Below are 16288 nucleotides of genomic sequence, written 5' to 3' on the forward strand. Positions count from 1 at the left end.
GAAGGGGTTGTGCATGTCTGGACAGCCGATGGCGGTCCCACCGGCCGGACTCGTCGAAGATCCTCTCGCCGCGGCCGACGCCACGGACGCGGTGGGCAGCGTCCTCATGCATGTCCTCGACGAGCGACTGCGCCATTCCCGCGCCGTCGATCCCGTCTTCGCCAGGGAGCTGGCCGAGCGCCTGGCCGTGTTGGTCGAGCGCGGCGGCAAGCGGCTGCGCACGGCGTTCACGCACTGCGGCTGGCGTGCCGCGGGCGGATCGGGTGACACCACCGCGGTCCTGCGGACAGGAGCCGCTCTGGAGCTGCTCCAGGCGTGCGCCCTCGTGCACGACGACGTGATGGACGGCTCAGTGCAACGCAGGGGTGCCCCGGCCATGCACGTGCAACTCGCGCGCAGGCACTGGGCCTCGGGCATGCACGGCTCCGCGGAGTCGTTCGGGACATCGGCCGCCGTCCTCGTCGGGGACCTGGCGCTGGCCTGGGCGGACGACCTGCTGACGGAGACGGCACTCGGTACGCCGCACGGACCGCGCCTGCACGAGGAGTGGCGGGCGATGCGCACCGAGATGGTCGCCGGACAGTACCGCGACCTGCACGCCCAGGCCGCTCGTTCGTCCGGTGCCGACGAGGCACTGGCCATCGCCACCCTGAAGAGTGCTCTGTACACCGTCGCCCGCCCACTCGCGCTGGGCGCGTCGCTGGCCGGGGCCGACGATCACGTGCTGGACACCCTGCGGGCGGCCGGCCGGTGTGCCGGGCTGGCCTTCCAGCTCCGTGACGACCTCCTGGGCGCCTTCGGCGACCCGGCGCTGACCGGCAAACCGGCCGACGACGACCTGCGGTCCCGCAAGCTCACCTACCTCCTCGCCCTCGCCGTCCAGCTCGCGGACACGGCCGGCGACCACCAAGCCACCGCAGCGCTGGCTCCGGACACGGTCCCGAAGTCCGAGTACGCCGTGCGGCAGATGCGGGCGGCCCTGAGACGCACCGGCGCCCGGGACCTGGTGGAGGCGAAGATCGAGGAGCTGACCGCAATGAGTCTCGACCACTTCGAACGCAGCGGCGCACACCCGGCCCTTCGGCACGAGTTCGCCGCGCTGGTCCAGCGTGCGACGGGCGTGGGCCCGCGCCGTGCGCAGGCGATCGCGTGAAGGGCGTGACGGGGCCGACCGACCATGTGGTCGTGGTGGGCGCCGGACTGTCCGGACTGGCCTGCGCCCTGCACCTGCTGGGCGCGGGGCGCCGGGTCACCGTCGTCGAACGCGACGCCGGCCCAGGCGGCCGGGCGGGCCGTGTGCAGGTGGGCGGATACCGGATGGACACCGGCCCCACGGTGCTGACCATGCCGCATCTGGCCGACGAGGCGTTCGCGGCCGTCGGTGACAGCCTCCACCGGCGCGTCGAGCTGATGGCTCTGGACCCGGCCTACCGGGCATGCTTCGCGGACGGCTCCTCGCTCGACGTGCGCACCGACGGTGAGGCGATGGAGGCAGAGGTGCGGCGTTTCGCCGGACCGGCGGCGGCGGCCGGGTACCGGGACCTGAGGCAGTGGCTGGAACGGTTGTACCGGGCGCAGATGCGCCGCTTCATCGACACGAACTTCGACTCCCCCTTCCAGCTGCTGCACCCGGATCTGGCCCGGCTGGCAGCGCTGGGCGGCTTCGGCCGGCTGGACGGCCGCATCAGCCGCTTCATCGCCGACGACCGCCTGCGCCGCGTCTTCTCCTTCCAAGCGCTGTACGCCGGCGTGGCCCCGGCCCGCGCACTCGCGGCCTACGCCGTGATCGCGTACATGGACACCGTCGCCGGCGTCTGGTTCCCGAAGGGCGGCATGCACGCCCTCCCGCGTGCGATGGCCGACGCGGCGGCGGAAGCCGGCGCCGATCTGCGCTGGACCTCCGAAGTGAGCACACTGGAGCGCTCGGCGGGGCGGGTACGTGCCGTACGCCTGGCCTCCGGCGAGCGCATCCCCTGCGACGCCGTGGTGCTGACCTGCGAGCTGCCGACCGCCTACGAGCTTCTGGGGCGTCGGCCACGGCGCCCGGCACGCCTGCGTCATTCACCGTCCGCCGTGGTACTTCACGCGGGCACCGACCGCACCTGGTCGCACCTCGCCCACCACACCATCTCCTTCGGCGCCGCATGGGAGAGCACGTTCGATGAACTGACCCGTACGGGCGAGCTGATGAGCGATCCCTCTCTGCTGATCACCCGCCCCACCACCCACGATCCCTCCCTGGCACCGCCGGGGCGCCACCTCCACTACGTCCTGGCGCCCTGTCCCAACACCACGGTCGGTCCCCCGGCCGCCGCGTGGCGAGACCTCGGTCCGCGCTACCGCGAACGTCTGATCGGCGAACTGGAACGCCGGGGCCTGGACGGGTTCGCCGACAGCGTCCAGGAAGAGGTCCTGGTCACCCCCCTCGACTGGGCGGCGCAGGGCCATGCCGCCGGCAGCCCCTTCTCGGTCTCCCACACATTCGCCCAGACCGGACCGTTCCGCCCGCGCAACCTCGTACGAGGCGTGGAGAACGTGGTCCTCGCGGGATGCGGGACCACTCCGGGCGTCGGCGTTCCGACCGTGCTGATCAGCGGCAAGCTCGCGGCTGCCCGCATCACCGGCGGCAGTGGCCGCCGGCCCGCACGAGCGCGTCCGCTGCCGGCCACAGCCGACGTGTCCACCGTCCCGGCCCCGGCAGGTACTGATGACCCGTCATGAACTGGACGCGGCGGGGATCACCGATCCCGCGCTGCGCGCCGCCTACACCCAGTGCCGACGGCTCAACGCCCGTCACGGCAAGACCTACTTCCTGGCCACGCGTCTGCTGCCGCTGGAACGCCGCTCCGCCGTACACGCTCTGTACGGCTTCGCCCGTTGGGCGGACGACATCGTGGACGACCTCGACCGGCACCGGACGCCCGAGGAGCGGGACCGGCTGCTGCACCTTCTGGAGAGCGATCTCGCCGGCGGGCTGCGCACCGGTACCGGCAGCGAACCGGTGGTTCGGGCCGTCGCCGACACCGCCGACCGGTACGGCATCGGACATGTGCTCTTCGCCGACTTCCTTTCCTCGATGCGCGCCGACCTGACGGTCACGGACTATCCGACCTATGCCGATCTGCAGGTGTACGTGCATGGTTCCGCGGCCGTGATCGGCCTGCAGATGCTGCCGGTCCTCGGCACGGTCACGCCGCGGGAGGAAGCGGCACCGCACGCGGCAGCGCTCGGCGTGGCGTTCCAGCTCACCAACTTCCTGCGGGACGTGGGCGAGGACCTCGACCGGGGCCGTGTCTACCTTCCCGGCGACCTGCTCGCCGCCCACGGTGTGGACCGGACGCTGCTGGAGTGGAGCCGACGCACTGGGCACCGCGACGCGCGCATCCGGGCGGCCCTGGTGGACGCGGCAGCCATGACGCGGGACGTGTACCGGACGGCGGAGCCGGGCATCGCCATGCTCGATCCGCGGGTGCGTCCCTGTATCCGCGCCGCGTTCACCCTCTACGGCGGGATTCTCGACGCGATCGCTGAGCAGGACTACACCGTGCTGCATCGGCGTGCGGTGGTGTCCCGTCGGCGTCGTGCGGCCACCGCCGCGGGTGGTGTGCTGCGCGTGGCCGGTGCCCGGTGGCGCGCACGCGCCCCGCGCCGCGCCGTCGCGGCGAGCGGTCCGGCGACCAGGGGGAAGGGACCGGTTCGGTGAGTGGACGCAGGAACGGGAAGCACTGGTCGCCACCCCTGCGGCGCAGACGTTCCGGTCCGGGCTGGGCGGCACAGGCACCGACCTGGCGTCAGGCGCGGCCGGCGCTCATCGCCGAGGCGCTCAAACGGGCATCCGCCCGGCCCTCCGGCAACTGGTTCGTGGTCGGCGCATCCCGGGACGTGCGTCCGGGAAGGCGCCCCTACGGCACGGCGGTCGGTGGTGTGGAAGTGGTGCTGTGGCGCTCGGACGACGGTGATCTGCACGCGGGGCCGGGCAGTTGCCCGCACCTCGGCGCTCCCCTGCGCGACAGCCGGGTGGTGTGCGGCACGCTGGTGTGCCACTGGCACGGCCTCGCGCTGGACGGTTCTCCGACCGCCGGCTGGCAGCCGTTCCCGGTGCACGACGACGGCGTACTGATCTGGGCACGGCTGGACGAGGTGGGCGGCGAGGAGCCCACGGAGCGCCCCATGGTGCCCCTGCGCCCCCCGACGGGCAGTGGGGTGGACGCGGTGTTCACGACGGTGGGGCGGTGCGAACCGCAGGACGTGGTGGCCAACCGGCTCGACCCGTGGCACGGCTCGTGGTTTCACCCGTACTCGTTCGTCGACCTGTCGGTGGTACGGGAGCCGCAGGGCGAGGAGGACGACGCGTTCGTCGTCGACGTCTCCTTCCGGGTCGCCGGGCGCATGGTGGTCCCGGTGCGGGCGGAGTTCACCGCTCCGGAGCCGCGCACGGTCGTCATGCGCATCACCGAGGGCGAGGGGTCCACTTCCGTGGTGGAGACGCACGCGACGCCGCTGACCGGACTGGACCACGAACGGCCGCGCACCGCGGTGGTCGAGGCGACAGTCGCCGCTTCGAACCGGTCGGGCTTCGCCCTCGCCCGGGCCGCCGCTCCTGCGCTGCGCCCACTGATGCGCCGGACGGCCGGGCGCCTGTGGCGCGACGACCTGGCCTACGCCGAACGGCGCTGGGCGCTGCGCAGTACCGGGCGCTTCCCCGGCTGAGCCGGCAGCCGTGGCCTCCCGCCCCGGCGGGCGGGAGGCCCCCGGTCACGGACGACGCCTCGCCATCGCGCCGAGCGCCCGGAGCACGGGTGAACGGCCCGCCCGGGGGACGGTCCACAGCACCTGTCCCCGTACGCCCCGGTCGGCGAGCAGGGCGTTCGCGGCCAGGAAGCCGGTGGTGGCGGCTCGTTCCATGAGGGCGACGGGCAGGTCGCAGCGGATCGCGTCACCGGCCAGGGTCAGCCATGAGTGAGGAGTGCGCACGGCGGGGCGCCGGCGGTGGGAACCGATCTCGAAGAGCGGGCAGTCCGAGCGCCACTCGTGCCGGTCATCGACGATGCGCGCCTCCCGGGTCTCCGGGTACACCTCGTGCAGCTGGTCGACGAGCATGGCCTGCACGTCCTTCCGTTCCGCCGCGGGATCGGCGGCGTAGGCGTGCAGTTCCACGACCGAGCCCCCGGTACGCGCGGCCCAGCGGGTGGCCTCGCCCTCGTACCGCTCCAGGATGCTGATGTTGTCCAGCCCGCCGTAGCCGCTGGTGCCGAGGAACCCCGGCCGGTCGGCGCGGACCGGCCGGTCGAGCCAGAGCCGGGAGACGAGGAAGGGCGGTGCGGTACGCAGGGCCGCGATGCTCTCGCGCCAGGCGGAGGTGCCCAGGCCGGGGGACGCGGCGACGGTCTGCCGCAGTCCACCGGCGTCGAGGGCGAACACCACGGCCTGGTGGTGGTCGGTACCGGTCTCGGTGCACACGTCCGCTCCCGCGCCGTCGCGGGGAAGGACGGCGTGCACGGGGGTGCCGGTGCGCACGTGGGCGCCGAGGCTCTGGAGGTAGTCGCCGAGCGGGTCCCAGAGCGCCTGGGGGAAGGGCTCGCTCGGCACGTCGAAGAGCAGGCCCTCGGCCGATCCGAGGAAGTAGATGTGGAACATCAGCAGCAGTTCGGCGGCGGACAGCTCGCGCGGGTCGGCGAAGAAGCTGCGCGAGAAGACCTCGAAGGCCAGGTGATGCGCGGCTTCCGGGAAGCGCACGCTCTCCAGGAAACCGGTGGCGCTGACGTCGTCGAAGCGTTCGTACACCTCGGGCACGCGCACGTCGAGGAGAGGGAGCGCAGCCCGGGCGTCCATGGCGGCCAGGTCCCGCCAGCCGAAGGTAGGGCTGAGGGCGACGAATCCGAGCGCGCTGAAGGGCGGGGTCCTCGGGACGCGGGCGAAGCTGTCGGTCAGGCCGCCGCTGTGCCGCAGGGGGTAGTCGGGCAGCGGGGTGAGTCGCGAAAGGGCGGGGTCCGTACGACGGAGCAGACCGCGAAGGTTGTAGTACTGGCGGAAGAAGGCGTGGAACCCGCGGGTCATGGTCACCGGAGAGCCGTCGGCCAGTGTGGTGCGCCGGCCGGAGAGCCGGCCGCCGAGTGAACCGTCCTTCTCGTACAGGGTCACGCGGGCGCCGCGTTCGGCCAGCTGGGTGGCCGCGGCCAGACCGGCGATTCCGCCACCGATCACGGCGACGGACGGTTCTTCCCCGCGCCGGAAACGCTCCGCGCCAGGTGCGGGCAACAGGATCTCGGCCTTGCGGTCACGGCCTCGTCCGGCGGCGGCGGTGCTGCGGGCTGTCACTGGGTTCGCTCCCTTGTCGTGGTCGAACCACCGTTGCGGGCGAGGAGGGCGCGGCGCAGCATGCCCGCGGAGGTGTCCACGGCCGTGATCCGGGCCGCGGGCGCGACTCTGAGCAGGGCTCGGGTGGAGGCGCCGGTGCCGCATCCGAGGTCGAGCAGATGCAGCCCGGCTCCGCCGTCGGGAAGGCGGAGACGGCGGGCCGATCGCAGGAGGCCGGTGCGGTAGCCGGGGTTGAGGGTGGTAAGGCCGTCGTAGGTGTGGGAGGCGTGGTCGAAGGCGCGGGCCAGGTCGTGGTCGCGCAGGAGGCTCATCGGTGGCTCTCTCCGCTTCTTGCGAGGGGCCGGGAACGGCGGGGCAGGAAAGGCAGTTCGGCTGCCGTGAGGAGCATCGGGCGGACAGGGGTGCGCAGCCCGATCCCCCACTCCTCCCGGAGCGAGGTCGTGCCGTCGAGGAACCGCAGCAGGCGCTCGGCCGGGACGTGGCGGAACAGGTTGGTGAAGAAGTCCGGGCCGTTGATCCGCCCGGTGTCCAGAGCGCGCAGCAATATCGCGTCCATGGCCAGCGCGCGTCGCCCGTAAGGCGCGGGAACGGTTCCGTGCCCGTCGCGCAGGGTGGCGGCGATGGTTCTGCTCTGTCGTTGCGCCGCGGCGAAGGTGTAGCCGGTGGCGGGACGGGTGGTGCCGCCCGCTGTCCCGATCCGGAACACGGAGGACCCGGCCCGTCGTGGAAAGCGGGCGTCGGTCATCGGGATGATTCCCTGCTCCGCCCGCTCCACCGTGAACGTGCCGAAGCCGAGGATGTCGCGGCAGTAGTGACCGAGTGCCGCCTCGTAGGCCTCGGTGGTCAGCGTGTTGCGGGAGAACTCGGTGTACTCCACGAGTGCCCGGTCCGGCGCCAGGGGCAGGACGTAGCCGAAGGCGAGCCCGTGTGCCGGCTGGGGGACCCTGAAGTCCATGAGGTCCGCGACCGCCGGGTCGAAACGGTCGGTTCCGGTGCGTACGAACCAGCCGCGGAAGTGCTGCAGCAACTGCGTGCGCGCCGGCGGCAGGGCAGGCAGCGGCCGCGAGTCGAAGACGTGGCGGGCGCGCAGTGTCCGCGACCGGCCGCCGGGCAATGCGCAGCGGATCTCCGCGCCGCCGGGCACGCTGTGCACCGATTCCGCTGTCGCGCGCAGGACGCGCCCGCCCTCCGAGCGGGCCAGGTGACCGTGGACCAGTCGTTCGAAGGCTGTGGAACGCACCATGCGGTAGGTGAACGGGGACGGTTCGACGGTGATCGGGCGGCCGTCGGCGCCGTGCACGCGCACCACGTTCCAGGACGCGCTGACGACCTCTTCGAGACCGTCGACACCCGCGTCCCAGTAGCACCAGGTCCGCTCCGCAGGGCGTAGCGGACCGTCCGGCGGCTCGATCACGGTCACGGTGGTGCTGCCGGTCTCCACCAGGCGGTGCGCGAGGCTGAGACCGGCCGCGCCGCCTCCGACCACGACCACATCGGACATGTCGGCGGAGCGGGGTGTCACCGGGCTCGCCGTTCCACGACGGGCGTTCCGTCCGGCGCGCGCACCGGCTCGGCGGCCGCCTGTCGCGGGTCGCCGCCCCCGGGCAGTGGTGACGGTGTGCCCGCTACCGGGCGACGGGCCAAGCCGGTGTCGCGATGCCCCGGCCGGGCCCCCCGTACGCGAGGGCACGGTGCGGATTCATGGGCATCGAAGCGAGCGGTCGGAGGGCAGAACTCCGCCGTCGGGCCCGACGCCACCGCCGAACCGGCCCGGCGTGCAGCGCCCGGGTACGGCGGGACCGCGTAGGGCAAGCGGTTCGGATCGCGTCCGGCGAGGGCCACGGGCGCACCCCGGCCGACGGCTCCGGCGGCGATGGCACCGCCCAGCACTCCGGTGGCACCGGCCACCAGGACACGGGCACCCCTCAGTTCCACACTTCACTCCTGGATACAGATCCGACGAGGTCATCCGATCGGTCAGTACTACGGGCCCTGGGCCTTCCACGGATGCGGCCGGTCACGACGTGGTCCCGGCGTCATCTCTGCCGCCCCAGGTCGGCGGCCACCTCCCGCGCGGCACGCGCACCCGATGCCAGGGCGCCCTGCACGGATCCCGTTGCCCGGTAGTCCCCGCACACGTACCTGCCGGGGCCGAGGCGGGTGGTGCGGCTCAGCGGCCACGGAGGAAGCATCTCCGGCAGCGCGCCTTCGACCGTGCAGGCGGCGACCTGCTGCCAGCCACTCGTGTCGCTGCCGTACAGCTCGGCCAGACGCCGGAGGACCGCCGGTGCTCTGCCGGGGCGGTCCGTCCCCAGTACGGAGGTGGAGATCAGCCCGGTGCCGGGGGGCGCGTAGGTGGGAGCGACCGCGCTGAGTACGCAGGTGTTCAGGATCGCGCCGGTGCTGTCCACCATCAGGACGGGTTCGTCCGTCGGTGTTCTGTCGGTGGCGTGGTAGTAGGTGGTGACGGTACGTGTGCCGGGCACGGTGAGTGCGGGCAGCAGCCGGGCGGCGGTCGCGGGGTCCGTCGCCACCACGACGGTCCGGGCCGGCACCTCTTCCCCGTCCTTCAGCAGCACTCCGGCGTCGGTGATCTCCTCGACGGGGGCACCCAGTCGCAGGACGCCGCCGGGCAGGCCCTCGGCGAGCTGGGCCGGCACGGCGCCGATGCCTGCCGCCGGCAGGCACAGGGACCCCCGCACCATGCTTCGCCAGATCAGGTGGAAGAAGCGCGCGGAGGTCTCCAGACGGTCCTCCAGGAAGACACCGGCCAGGAACGGCCGCAGGATGTCGGCGATCGCGGCGTCCGACACTCCCGCCCGGGTCAGAGCCGCCGAAGTGGAGCCCTCCCTGCGCCGTTTGACAGCGGAAGCGGGCAGCACGGCGTCGCGCGCGGTGAGTGCCGCCAGAGCGGCCAGGTCGCGGGCCGAGAAGACCCGCCCCGGCAGCAGAGCCCCCGCCGCACCGGGCTCCCTCGTGGGGTCGGCGAGACGGACCGGCCCCTTCGGTGTGTGCGCGACGAGGCCCGCGGTGAACGGCCGCAGCCGCAGGCTCCTCAAGTCCAGACGCCGCTTCACCTGTGGATACGAGGTGTTGAACACCTGGAAGCCACGGTCCAGCAGGAACCCGTCCCGCCGATCCGTGCGCATCCGGCCGCCCACCCCGTCGGACGCCTCGAGCAGGGCCACCCGCCGTCCGGCACGGGACAGGTCCAGCGCGCATGCCAGGCCGGCGAGCCCCGCACCGATCACGACGGCGTCCGGTGCCCGGCGGTGTTGGTCGGTCATGTCGCTCCTCGGTCGACTCGACAGCTGTGGCGCACGGAAGCGCGGGCGCCTCTCCCGTCCTTCACCCGGCCGGAGCCCGGTACCCGCCGGCACGGGCCGCCGCCTCGAACGCGGCGCCGAGGGCAGCCGGCCGACGACGAGTGGCGCAGGGGCGGCCGCCGGTCCAGCGGACCACGTTCCGCCGGCCGATGCCAGGCGCCACGACCAAGCAGCCTGACGACGGGACGTCACTGGGCAACCACCGACTCCAGGGTGGCGACGGCCTCGGCAAGTCCCACCGGGCGCGCCGAGCCGACCGGCGCCTGACCTGCCCAGCCCGGTCCGAGGGTCAGGACGACCGGCCTTCGACGGGCTCCACGCACGCCCCACTCCATACCGGCCACGTGCTGGGCCAGCGGCCGGCTGGCGGTGGTACGGGACTGTGCCCACAGCCCCACCGCGGCCGGGCCGGTCCTGCGCACCGCGGAGACGAGCGACTCGACGGGCAGCGCTCCGCCGAACATGCGCACCGGAACGCCCCTCTCCGTCAGCGCGGCGGACAACACCTCCAGCGGCAGTGTGTGCATCTCCCCCGGGACGCAGGCGAGCACCGTGGTGGCGCCTCGCCGGTCGGCGGCCGTATGGGGCACGGCTCGCCGCAGCGCGCCGGAGACGTGCCAGGAAAGGAAGTGCTCGACCTCGACGTACTTCTCGCCCGAGGTCTCCCACTTACGACCGACGGCCTGGAGCGTCGGCATGATCACCTCGGTCCAGGCGGTGACCAGTCCGTGCTCGGCTATCGCGGTGCACAGCAGCTCGTCCAGTGCGGCGGCGTCGAGGCGCAGGGCCGCCCGGGCGATCCCCCTGCATTCCTGACGCACGTCGCCGAGCCGCATACCGCTCCCCGCCCGGCTGCGCGCGTGGGCCGGGAACGGCGGCGCCCCGACGCCCGTCCGTGCCGGCGGAGCCGCCGTCAGCGGCTCCTCCCTGCGCGCCAGGCGGGCGGCCTCGGCGGGCGGCAGTCCGGTCGCCGTCCACGCGCACATGCGCTCCAGCCGGGCCACGTCCCGTGCGGTCCACCGCCGGTGACGGCCGCCGGTGTGCCCCTCGGGGCCGAGCCCGTACCGGCGGTCCCACGTACGGACCGTGGTGGGAGCCACCCCCAGACGCCTGGCCACCTCGCCGGTGGTCAGCCCGCCGCCCTGCGAACAGCCCTCGCCGCCGTCCCGGCCCTCACCGTCACCCGTCGCCGCGTCCATGCCTCCAGCGTACGACGCACAAACGACGCATGTTGCTTGCGTCATTTGTGCGTCCAAGACTGGCCCGCACGCACGGCGGCCACGCACGGCGACCGGCGAACTTGCCGTCCGACGCGGGAACTTCCGTCCCCGCAGCACACGGCAGGAGGAATCAAGTCATGAACACGAGCACGCGAACGATCACCGCCCCCGGCACGGAGGAGACGCGGTACGAGGAGGACCTGGCCCGTGGTCTCGTCGCCGCGGACGAGGAGGCGTTCGCGGCCATCTACCGTCACTGGGGCTCGCTGGTCCGCACCATGGCCACCCGCTCCCTCGGCGACGTCCACGAGGCCGAGGACGTGACCCAGCAGGTCTTCGTCGGCGCCTGGCGCGGGCGGCACGGATTCCGGCCGGAGCGAGGCGCGCTCGGCGCCTGGCTGGTCGGCATCACCCGCCGCAAGATCATCGACGCTCTGGCCGCCAGGACACGGCGCATGGCCGTCGTCGACTCGGCGACGCGGGACGCCACGCCCACCCGGCTCACCCAGGCCGCACCGGATGCCGTACTGGACCGCGTGCTGCTCGCCGAGGCTCTGTCCCAACTGCCTCACGCTCAGCGCGACGTCCTGCGGATGGCCTTCTACGAGGATCTGACCCAGGTGCAGATCGCGGAGCGCACCGGTGTGCCGTTGGGGACGGTCAAGAGTCACGCTCGACGCGGTCTGCACCGGCTGCGTCTGATGATCGACCAGCCCGGCGTGCACGGCGCAGGCATCCGACCGAACCGATGACCGTCGAAGCCGTCAGGGCCGGTGGCGGTCGTCGATGGGGACGCGTGCCTCCTCGAACAGGGCCGGGCCGTCCTGCGGTGTCTTCGGCCAGGCGCCCGACTCCGGGTTGAGTGCGATGAGTTGCTCGGTGGAGAGGGCGTAGACGACCCGGCCGAGCCCGGAGCGGACGATGCCGCCTGCACACATGCCGCAGGGTTGGCAGCTGGTGTACATGGTGGTGCGGGCGGCCGTGCCGGGGTCGAGTTCGCGGGCCGCCCAGCGGGCGAGTTTCAGCTCGGGGTGGGCGCTGATGTCATGGTCGCGGCGCACCGTGTTGTGGGCTTCGGCGAGGATCGTGCCGTCCGGGCCGGCCAGCAGTGAGCCGTACGGCGCGTCGCCCACGGTGGTGGCATGGGCTGCGATGGCGATCGCCCGCCGCAGGAGGTCCTCGTCGGCGGTGGTGATCACGATGGTGTCCTCCAGTGGGTGGCTACGGCGGTGAGCGCCTGCCATGCAGCGTGGGGCCGGCGGGTGTCCTCCGGGTCTCCGTGGTACGGGTCGAGCACGACGGTGTCGGCCCCGAGGTGGTGCAGCCGGTCGAGATCGTCGAGGATCTGTTCGAGGGTGCCGGTGCCCGCGGGCCGCTCGGGGTCGTCGACCGGTGTGGTGGTCAGCCGCAGGGCAATGCGGGGCGCGAACGCCGGCAGAGAGTGGTTCGCGAGGACCGAGCGCATCCAGGGAAGGGTTCCCCGCAGCGGATGCCAGGCGTCGCCGAACCTGATGGCGCGCCGGATTCCCGCTTCGCTGTTACCGCCGACCCAGACGGGGATCGGGGCCGTGTTCTCGTCGGCCTCCTCGCGCCAGGCTTTCCGCAGGGTGACGAGGTGTTCGTCGGTGAGCCTGCCGCGCGCGGTGAACGGCACACCGAGCGCGTCGAACTCCCGGGCTGCCCAGCCGACCCCCACCCCGAGCACGAGTCGGCCGCCGCTGAGCTGCTGGAGGTTGGTGGCCATGCGTGCCACCAGCAGCGGATGCCGATAGGGCAGCACGAGCACGGTCGTGCCCAGTCGCACCCGGGAGGTGATGCCGGCCACCCAGGACAGTGTGGTGAACGGCTCGTAGAACGGCGCCGGATAGCGCTCGGCCACGTCCGGAGTGACAGCCACGTGATCCGACACCATGAGGAGGTCATAACCGAGTCCCTCCACGACGCGTGCCCACTCGCGCAGCACTCCGGGGTCGGTTCCCGGCCCGAAGTTCGGTACATTGACGCCAAGTTGCATGAGTGGAGGCTATCCCGGCGATCACGGAGCCCGGAAGTAGCTTCTCCCGGTCGCCCTCGCATTCCCCTGTTGGTTTCCCGGTAGAATCGCGATATGGCCGGGAATCTTGACGACATCGACTGGGCGATCATCGACGAGCTGCAACGGGACGCGCGTCTCTCCCTCAGCGAGCTGGGGCGGCGGGTGAACCTCGGATCGTCGGCCACCACGGAACGGGTGCGTCACCTGGAGGCGACGGGCGTCATCACCGGCTACCGCGCCGTGGTCGACCTGGCCAAGGTCGGCTTCCCCGTACTCGCCGTCGTCCGTCTGAAGTACCCCGGAAACCGCCACCAACCGTTGCGCAGGCTGCTCAGCGACAGGCGGGAGATCCTGGAGTGTCTGCGGACCACCGGCGACGACTGCTACACCCTGAAGGTGGCCGCGACCTCCATGGAACACCTGGAGGCACTCATGGACGAGCTGGCCGGCCTCGGCAGCACGACGACGAGCGTCGTCTACAGCCAGACGCTGCCGTATCGCGGACCCGACCGGCCTTGACGGACAGCTGACCGGCCGCCGCAGCCCCGCACGTTGAGGTGGTACAACGAAGCGCTCCGGGTGCGCCCGGGCTCGACAGCATTCACTGAGCCCCCACCAGCGCGCCGGAGCCCACTCCTTTCGGAGTCGTCATTCCTTCCTGACCGCACCCTTCGAAGGTCGCGGGGCCCGGGGCTTCGGTGATCGCCGGGGGCCTCGCCGCCGATGCCGTTGTCAGCCGCTCCGGCGAGCGGGTTCGCCCGTACCGGGCCGAGCAGGACCCTCGCGCGATCACCGAACGGGCCGCAGGTCGCTTTCGAGGCCCGTTGCGAACAGAAGCACAGGAAACTCCTGGCTCCACGGTTCGCCGGCACGCGCTTCCCCGGTCCGCTCCCCGCGAGTTCTGCCTGTAGTTCTGCCTGGAGAGTGAAGCGCTCCCCTGGTTGGCTGATGGTGCGGGCGGTCACCCGGATCTCGCCGAATGCAGGCCGGTGGCGCTGTGCAGCAAGGTCGCTGCTCGCACCACGAGCCACCCGGCGTCGCCGGGCACCGGACACAGCCCTCCGGGAGGTGCAGCCGTCCGTTGCCGCCCCTGAGCCACTTCCCAGAAAGAGGAGCAACTTGAGCCCGGTGTTGACAACCGCCTCGGTGCCGGACCGGGACAAGGTCACGTACTGGAACGACGCGTTGAACAGGACGCTGGTGCCGATGACCGTCACGCCGCGCGACGACGGCCCCTTCGACGCCCGCATCGTCACGAACCGCCTCGGCTACCTCCAGGTCTCCACCATGGAGGCCGACGCGGAACGGGTCAGCCGTACTCCGGCTCAGATCGCCCGCTCGTCCGAGGCGCTGGTGGCCGTCGGTGTCCAGATATCGGGCACCGCCACCTTCGTCCAGGACGGCCGACGGGCCGAAGTGGGTGAAGGAGACCTGGTGGTGTGCGACAGGAGCCGACCGTACTCCTTCGACTATCCGCACCGGTTCGCCACCCACGTCTTCCAACTGCCGCGCCGCGTGCTGGGCGTGCCGGACACCGAAATCCGTCAGGTCACGGGCCACGCCATCGGCACCAGGGACGGCTTCGGTGCGGTGCTGCTCCCCTTCCTGGCGTCCCTGGCCTCCGCGACGGACGCCTACCCGCCGGCCGTGGCGGACCGGCTGGCCGGCAATGTCGTCGACCTGATCGCCACTCTGATCACCGAACGGACCCACGCGAGCGGTGCGGACGCCGAGGACACCGCCCGCAACCACCTCCTGTTGCGCATCCGCGACCACATCAACCAGAACCTGGGCGACCCGGACCTGTCACCGGAGAGCATCGCGGGGGCGCACCGGATCTCCATCCGGTACCTCCACCGGCTGTTCGAGGGCGAGGGGACCACGGTCGCCCGGCTCGTGCAGAAGCGGCGCCTGGAGGAGTGCGGCCGCGAACTGGCCCGCCGCGGCAGGACAGCCCCCACGGTGTCCGCCGTCGCCCAGCGGTGGGGCTTCGTCAACCCCGCCCACTTCAGCCGGGCCTTCCGCGCCGCCTACGGTGTCTCCCCCCGCGAATGGCGCAACCTGCGCACCCCCCAGGGCGACATCGCACTCCCTCCCGTCCGCAGGCCGGCGCTCTCGTCGACGGTGGCAGACCGGCCGGCGTCCGACCTCGCGCCCTCCAGGGGGTAGGGTGCCCGCTCGGAGCCGCGCGGGACGCCCCGCACCCACGACGGTGCTGTCCCGGCCCGGCAGCCGCAGCATCGTCCGCCGCCTCTCGACCGTGTGCTCGGTGCGCCGGGAACCCCTTCCTTCCAGCACTTCGCTTGGCCCTCTCGGCAGGAGACCGCGTGACCGACTTCGCCGCATCGCCCCTTCGGCACCCGGTCCTGGACCACGGCACCCGGGCGTTCGTGGACAGACACACCTGCCCACCGTCGGGGCACGACCCGGACCTGGCACAGGCCCGACTGGACCTGGCCCGGTTGCAGGGCGAGGACCTTCCGCCCGACGAGCAGGAGACCTCCACGGAGTGGTTCGCGCTGCCCGGCGGGCCGACCGGTCACGTACGGGTGAAGGTGGTCAGGCCCGCCGACAGCGTCGGCGAGATCCCCGTCGTGCTGTTCCTGCACGGTCTGGGCTGGGTCCTGGGTGATGCCGGCACCCATGAGCGCCTGCTGCACGCGTTCGCCCTCGGTACGGACGCGGCCGTGGTCTTCGTCGAGTACGAGCGCGCCCCCGAGGCGCAATACCCGATCGCCGTCGAACAGTGCTACGCGGTGGCCAAATGGATCTGCGAGCAAGGTGGCGAGATCGGCCTGGACGGGAGCCGGATGGCCGCCGTCGGCGACTCGGCCGGCGGCAACCTGGTCGCGGCACTGACCCTCCTCGCCAAGAAGCGCGGCGGAGTACGGCTGCTCCAACAGGTGCTGCTCTGCCCCATCACCGATGCCGACTTCGACACCCCCTCGTACCAGGAGTTCGCCAAGGGCTACTTCCTCGGCCGCGAGACCATGCGCTGGTTCTGGGACCAGTACCTGCCGGATGCACGACAGCGCAACGAGGTCACCGCGTCGCCGTTGCAGGCGACCCTGGAGCAGCTCGCCGGACTTCCCCCGGCGCTGGTGGTCACCAGCGAGGCCGACGTGCTGCGTGACGAGGGTGAGGCCTACGCGGCGAAGCTCCGGGCGGCCGGCGTCGCAGTCGTCTCCATGCGCTACCACGGAACGATCCACGGCTTCATGGTGCTCGATCCGCTGCGCGACACCGACGCCGCTCGCGCAGCCCTCATCCAGGCCCTCGACACCCTGCACATCGCCCTGCACCGGCACCGGGCCTGACTGCTCCTTGCGCCGCGGGGTGTCCGTCGCCCCCACCGGAAAGCCGCCCGAGCGGGCGACGCGGGCGCGTGT

Annotated in this window: 14 protein-coding genes and 1 pseudogene; 8 read left to right on the forward strand and 7 right to left on the reverse strand. The window is 72.4% G+C overall.

Annotated features, from left to right (window positions below; all coding sequences use genetic code 11):
• Positions 1-13: 13 nt before the first annotated feature.
• Genes OG538_RS05435 through OG538_RS05450 form a run of 4 tightly spaced genes read left to right on the forward strand, consistent with a single transcriptional unit; the run spans position 14 to position 4710 of the window.
• Complete coding sequence (locus OG538_RS05435) at positions 14-1153, forward strand: polyprenyl synthetase family protein (protein WP_406090688.1); 1140 nt, start codon at positions 14-16, stop codon at positions 1151-1153.
• On the forward strand, positions 1150-2721 hold the full coding sequence (locus OG538_RS05440; protein WP_406090690.1) for a phytoene desaturase: 1572 nt from the start codon (positions 1150-1152) through the stop codon (positions 2719-2721). The genes OG538_RS05435 and OG538_RS05440 overlap by 4 nt, the downstream gene beginning before the upstream one ends.
• Complete coding sequence (locus OG538_RS05445) at positions 2708-3703, forward strand: phytoene/squalene synthase family protein (RefSeq protein WP_406090692.1); 996 nt, start codon at positions 2708-2710, stop codon at positions 3701-3703. The genes OG538_RS05440 and OG538_RS05445 overlap by 14 nt, the downstream gene beginning before the upstream one ends.
• Positions 3700-4710: a DUF5914 domain-containing protein gene (locus OG538_RS05450; protein ID WP_406090694.1), complete on the forward strand. Its 1011-nt coding sequence runs from the start codon at positions 3700-3702 to the stop codon at positions 4708-4710. The genes OG538_RS05445 and OG538_RS05450 overlap by 4 nt, the downstream gene beginning before the upstream one ends.
• Before the next feature lie 45 nt (positions 4711-4755).
• On the opposite strand, the gene OG538_RS05455 is transcribed toward OG538_RS05450, so the two are convergent.
• The 5 genes and pseudogenes from OG538_RS05455 to OG538_RS05475 form a co-directional block, all read right to left on the reverse strand.
• Entirely contained in the window at positions 4756-6318 is a 1563-nt protein-coding gene (locus tag OG538_RS05455) for an FAD-dependent oxidoreductase (protein WP_406090696.1), read from the reverse strand.
• Positions 6319-6359: 41 nt separating this feature from the next.
• A pseudogene (locus OG538_RS05460) lies at positions 6360-6629 on the reverse strand (class I SAM-dependent methyltransferase); the annotation flags it as partial.
• Positions 6626-7819: a lycopene cyclase family protein gene (locus tag OG538_RS05465; protein WP_406099992.1), complete on the reverse strand. Its 1194-nt coding sequence runs from the start codon at positions 7817-7819 to the stop codon at positions 6626-6628. The gene OG538_RS05465 and the pseudogene OG538_RS05460, both read right to left, overlap by 4 nt.
• Positions 7820-8354: 535 nt before the next feature.
• Positions 8355-9605: an NAD(P)/FAD-dependent oxidoreductase gene (locus OG538_RS05470; protein WP_406090698.1), complete on the reverse strand. Its 1251-nt coding sequence runs from the start codon at positions 9603-9605 to the stop codon at positions 8355-8357.
• Positions 9606-9832: 227 nt separating this feature from the next.
• Positions 9833-10843 carry a MerR family transcriptional regulator gene (locus OG538_RS05475; protein WP_406090700.1) on the reverse strand — a complete coding sequence of 337 codons (1011 nt, stop codon included), beginning with the start codon at positions 10841-10843 and terminating at the stop codon, positions 9833-9835.
• A 158-nt stretch (positions 10844-11001) separates the two neighbouring features.
• Between OG538_RS05475 and OG538_RS05480 the strand changes: the two genes are divergently transcribed.
• Positions 11002-11616, forward strand: a complete 615-nt coding sequence (locus tag OG538_RS05480; protein WP_406090702.1) for a sigma-70 family RNA polymerase sigma factor — start codon at positions 11002-11004, stop codon at positions 11614-11616.
• 12 nt (positions 11617-11628) lie between these two features.
• Here the strand turns inward: OG538_RS05480 and OG538_RS05485 are convergent, their stop codons facing one another.
• A complete protein-coding gene (locus OG538_RS05485; RefSeq protein WP_406090704.1) occupies positions 11629-12063 on the reverse strand; it encodes a nucleoside deaminase in 435 nt (144 codons plus the stop codon).
• On the reverse strand, positions 12060-12878 hold the full coding sequence (locus OG538_RS05490) for an LLM class flavin-dependent oxidoreductase (protein ID WP_406090706.1): 819 nt from the start codon (positions 12876-12878) through the stop codon (positions 12060-12062). Before OG538_RS05490 ends, OG538_RS05485 begins: the two co-directional genes overlap by 4 nt.
• Positions 12879-12971: 93 nt before the next feature.
• Between OG538_RS05490 and OG538_RS05495 the strand changes: the two genes are divergently transcribed.
• From OG538_RS05495 to OG538_RS05505, 3 genes are all read left to right on the forward strand, one after another.
• Positions 12972-13418: an Lrp/AsnC family transcriptional regulator gene (locus tag OG538_RS05495; RefSeq protein WP_406090708.1), complete on the forward strand. Its 447-nt coding sequence runs from the start codon at positions 12972-12974 to the stop codon at positions 13416-13418.
• A 600-nt stretch (positions 13419-14018) separates the two neighbouring features.
• Positions 14019-15068, forward strand: a complete 1050-nt coding sequence (locus OG538_RS05500) for a helix-turn-helix domain-containing protein (protein WP_406090710.1) — start codon at positions 14019-14021, stop codon at positions 15066-15068.
• Positions 15069-15226: 158 nt separating this feature from the next.
• On the forward strand, positions 15227-16216 hold the full coding sequence (locus OG538_RS05505; protein ID WP_406090712.1) for an alpha/beta hydrolase: 990 nt from the start codon (positions 15227-15229) through the stop codon (positions 16214-16216).
• Positions 16217-16288 lie beyond the last annotated feature (72 nt).

The sequence above is a fragment of the Streptomyces sp. NBC_01013 genome (genome assembly GCF_045162765.1).
GTDB lineage: Bacteria > Actinomycetota > Actinomycetes > Streptomycetales > Streptomycetaceae > Streptomyces.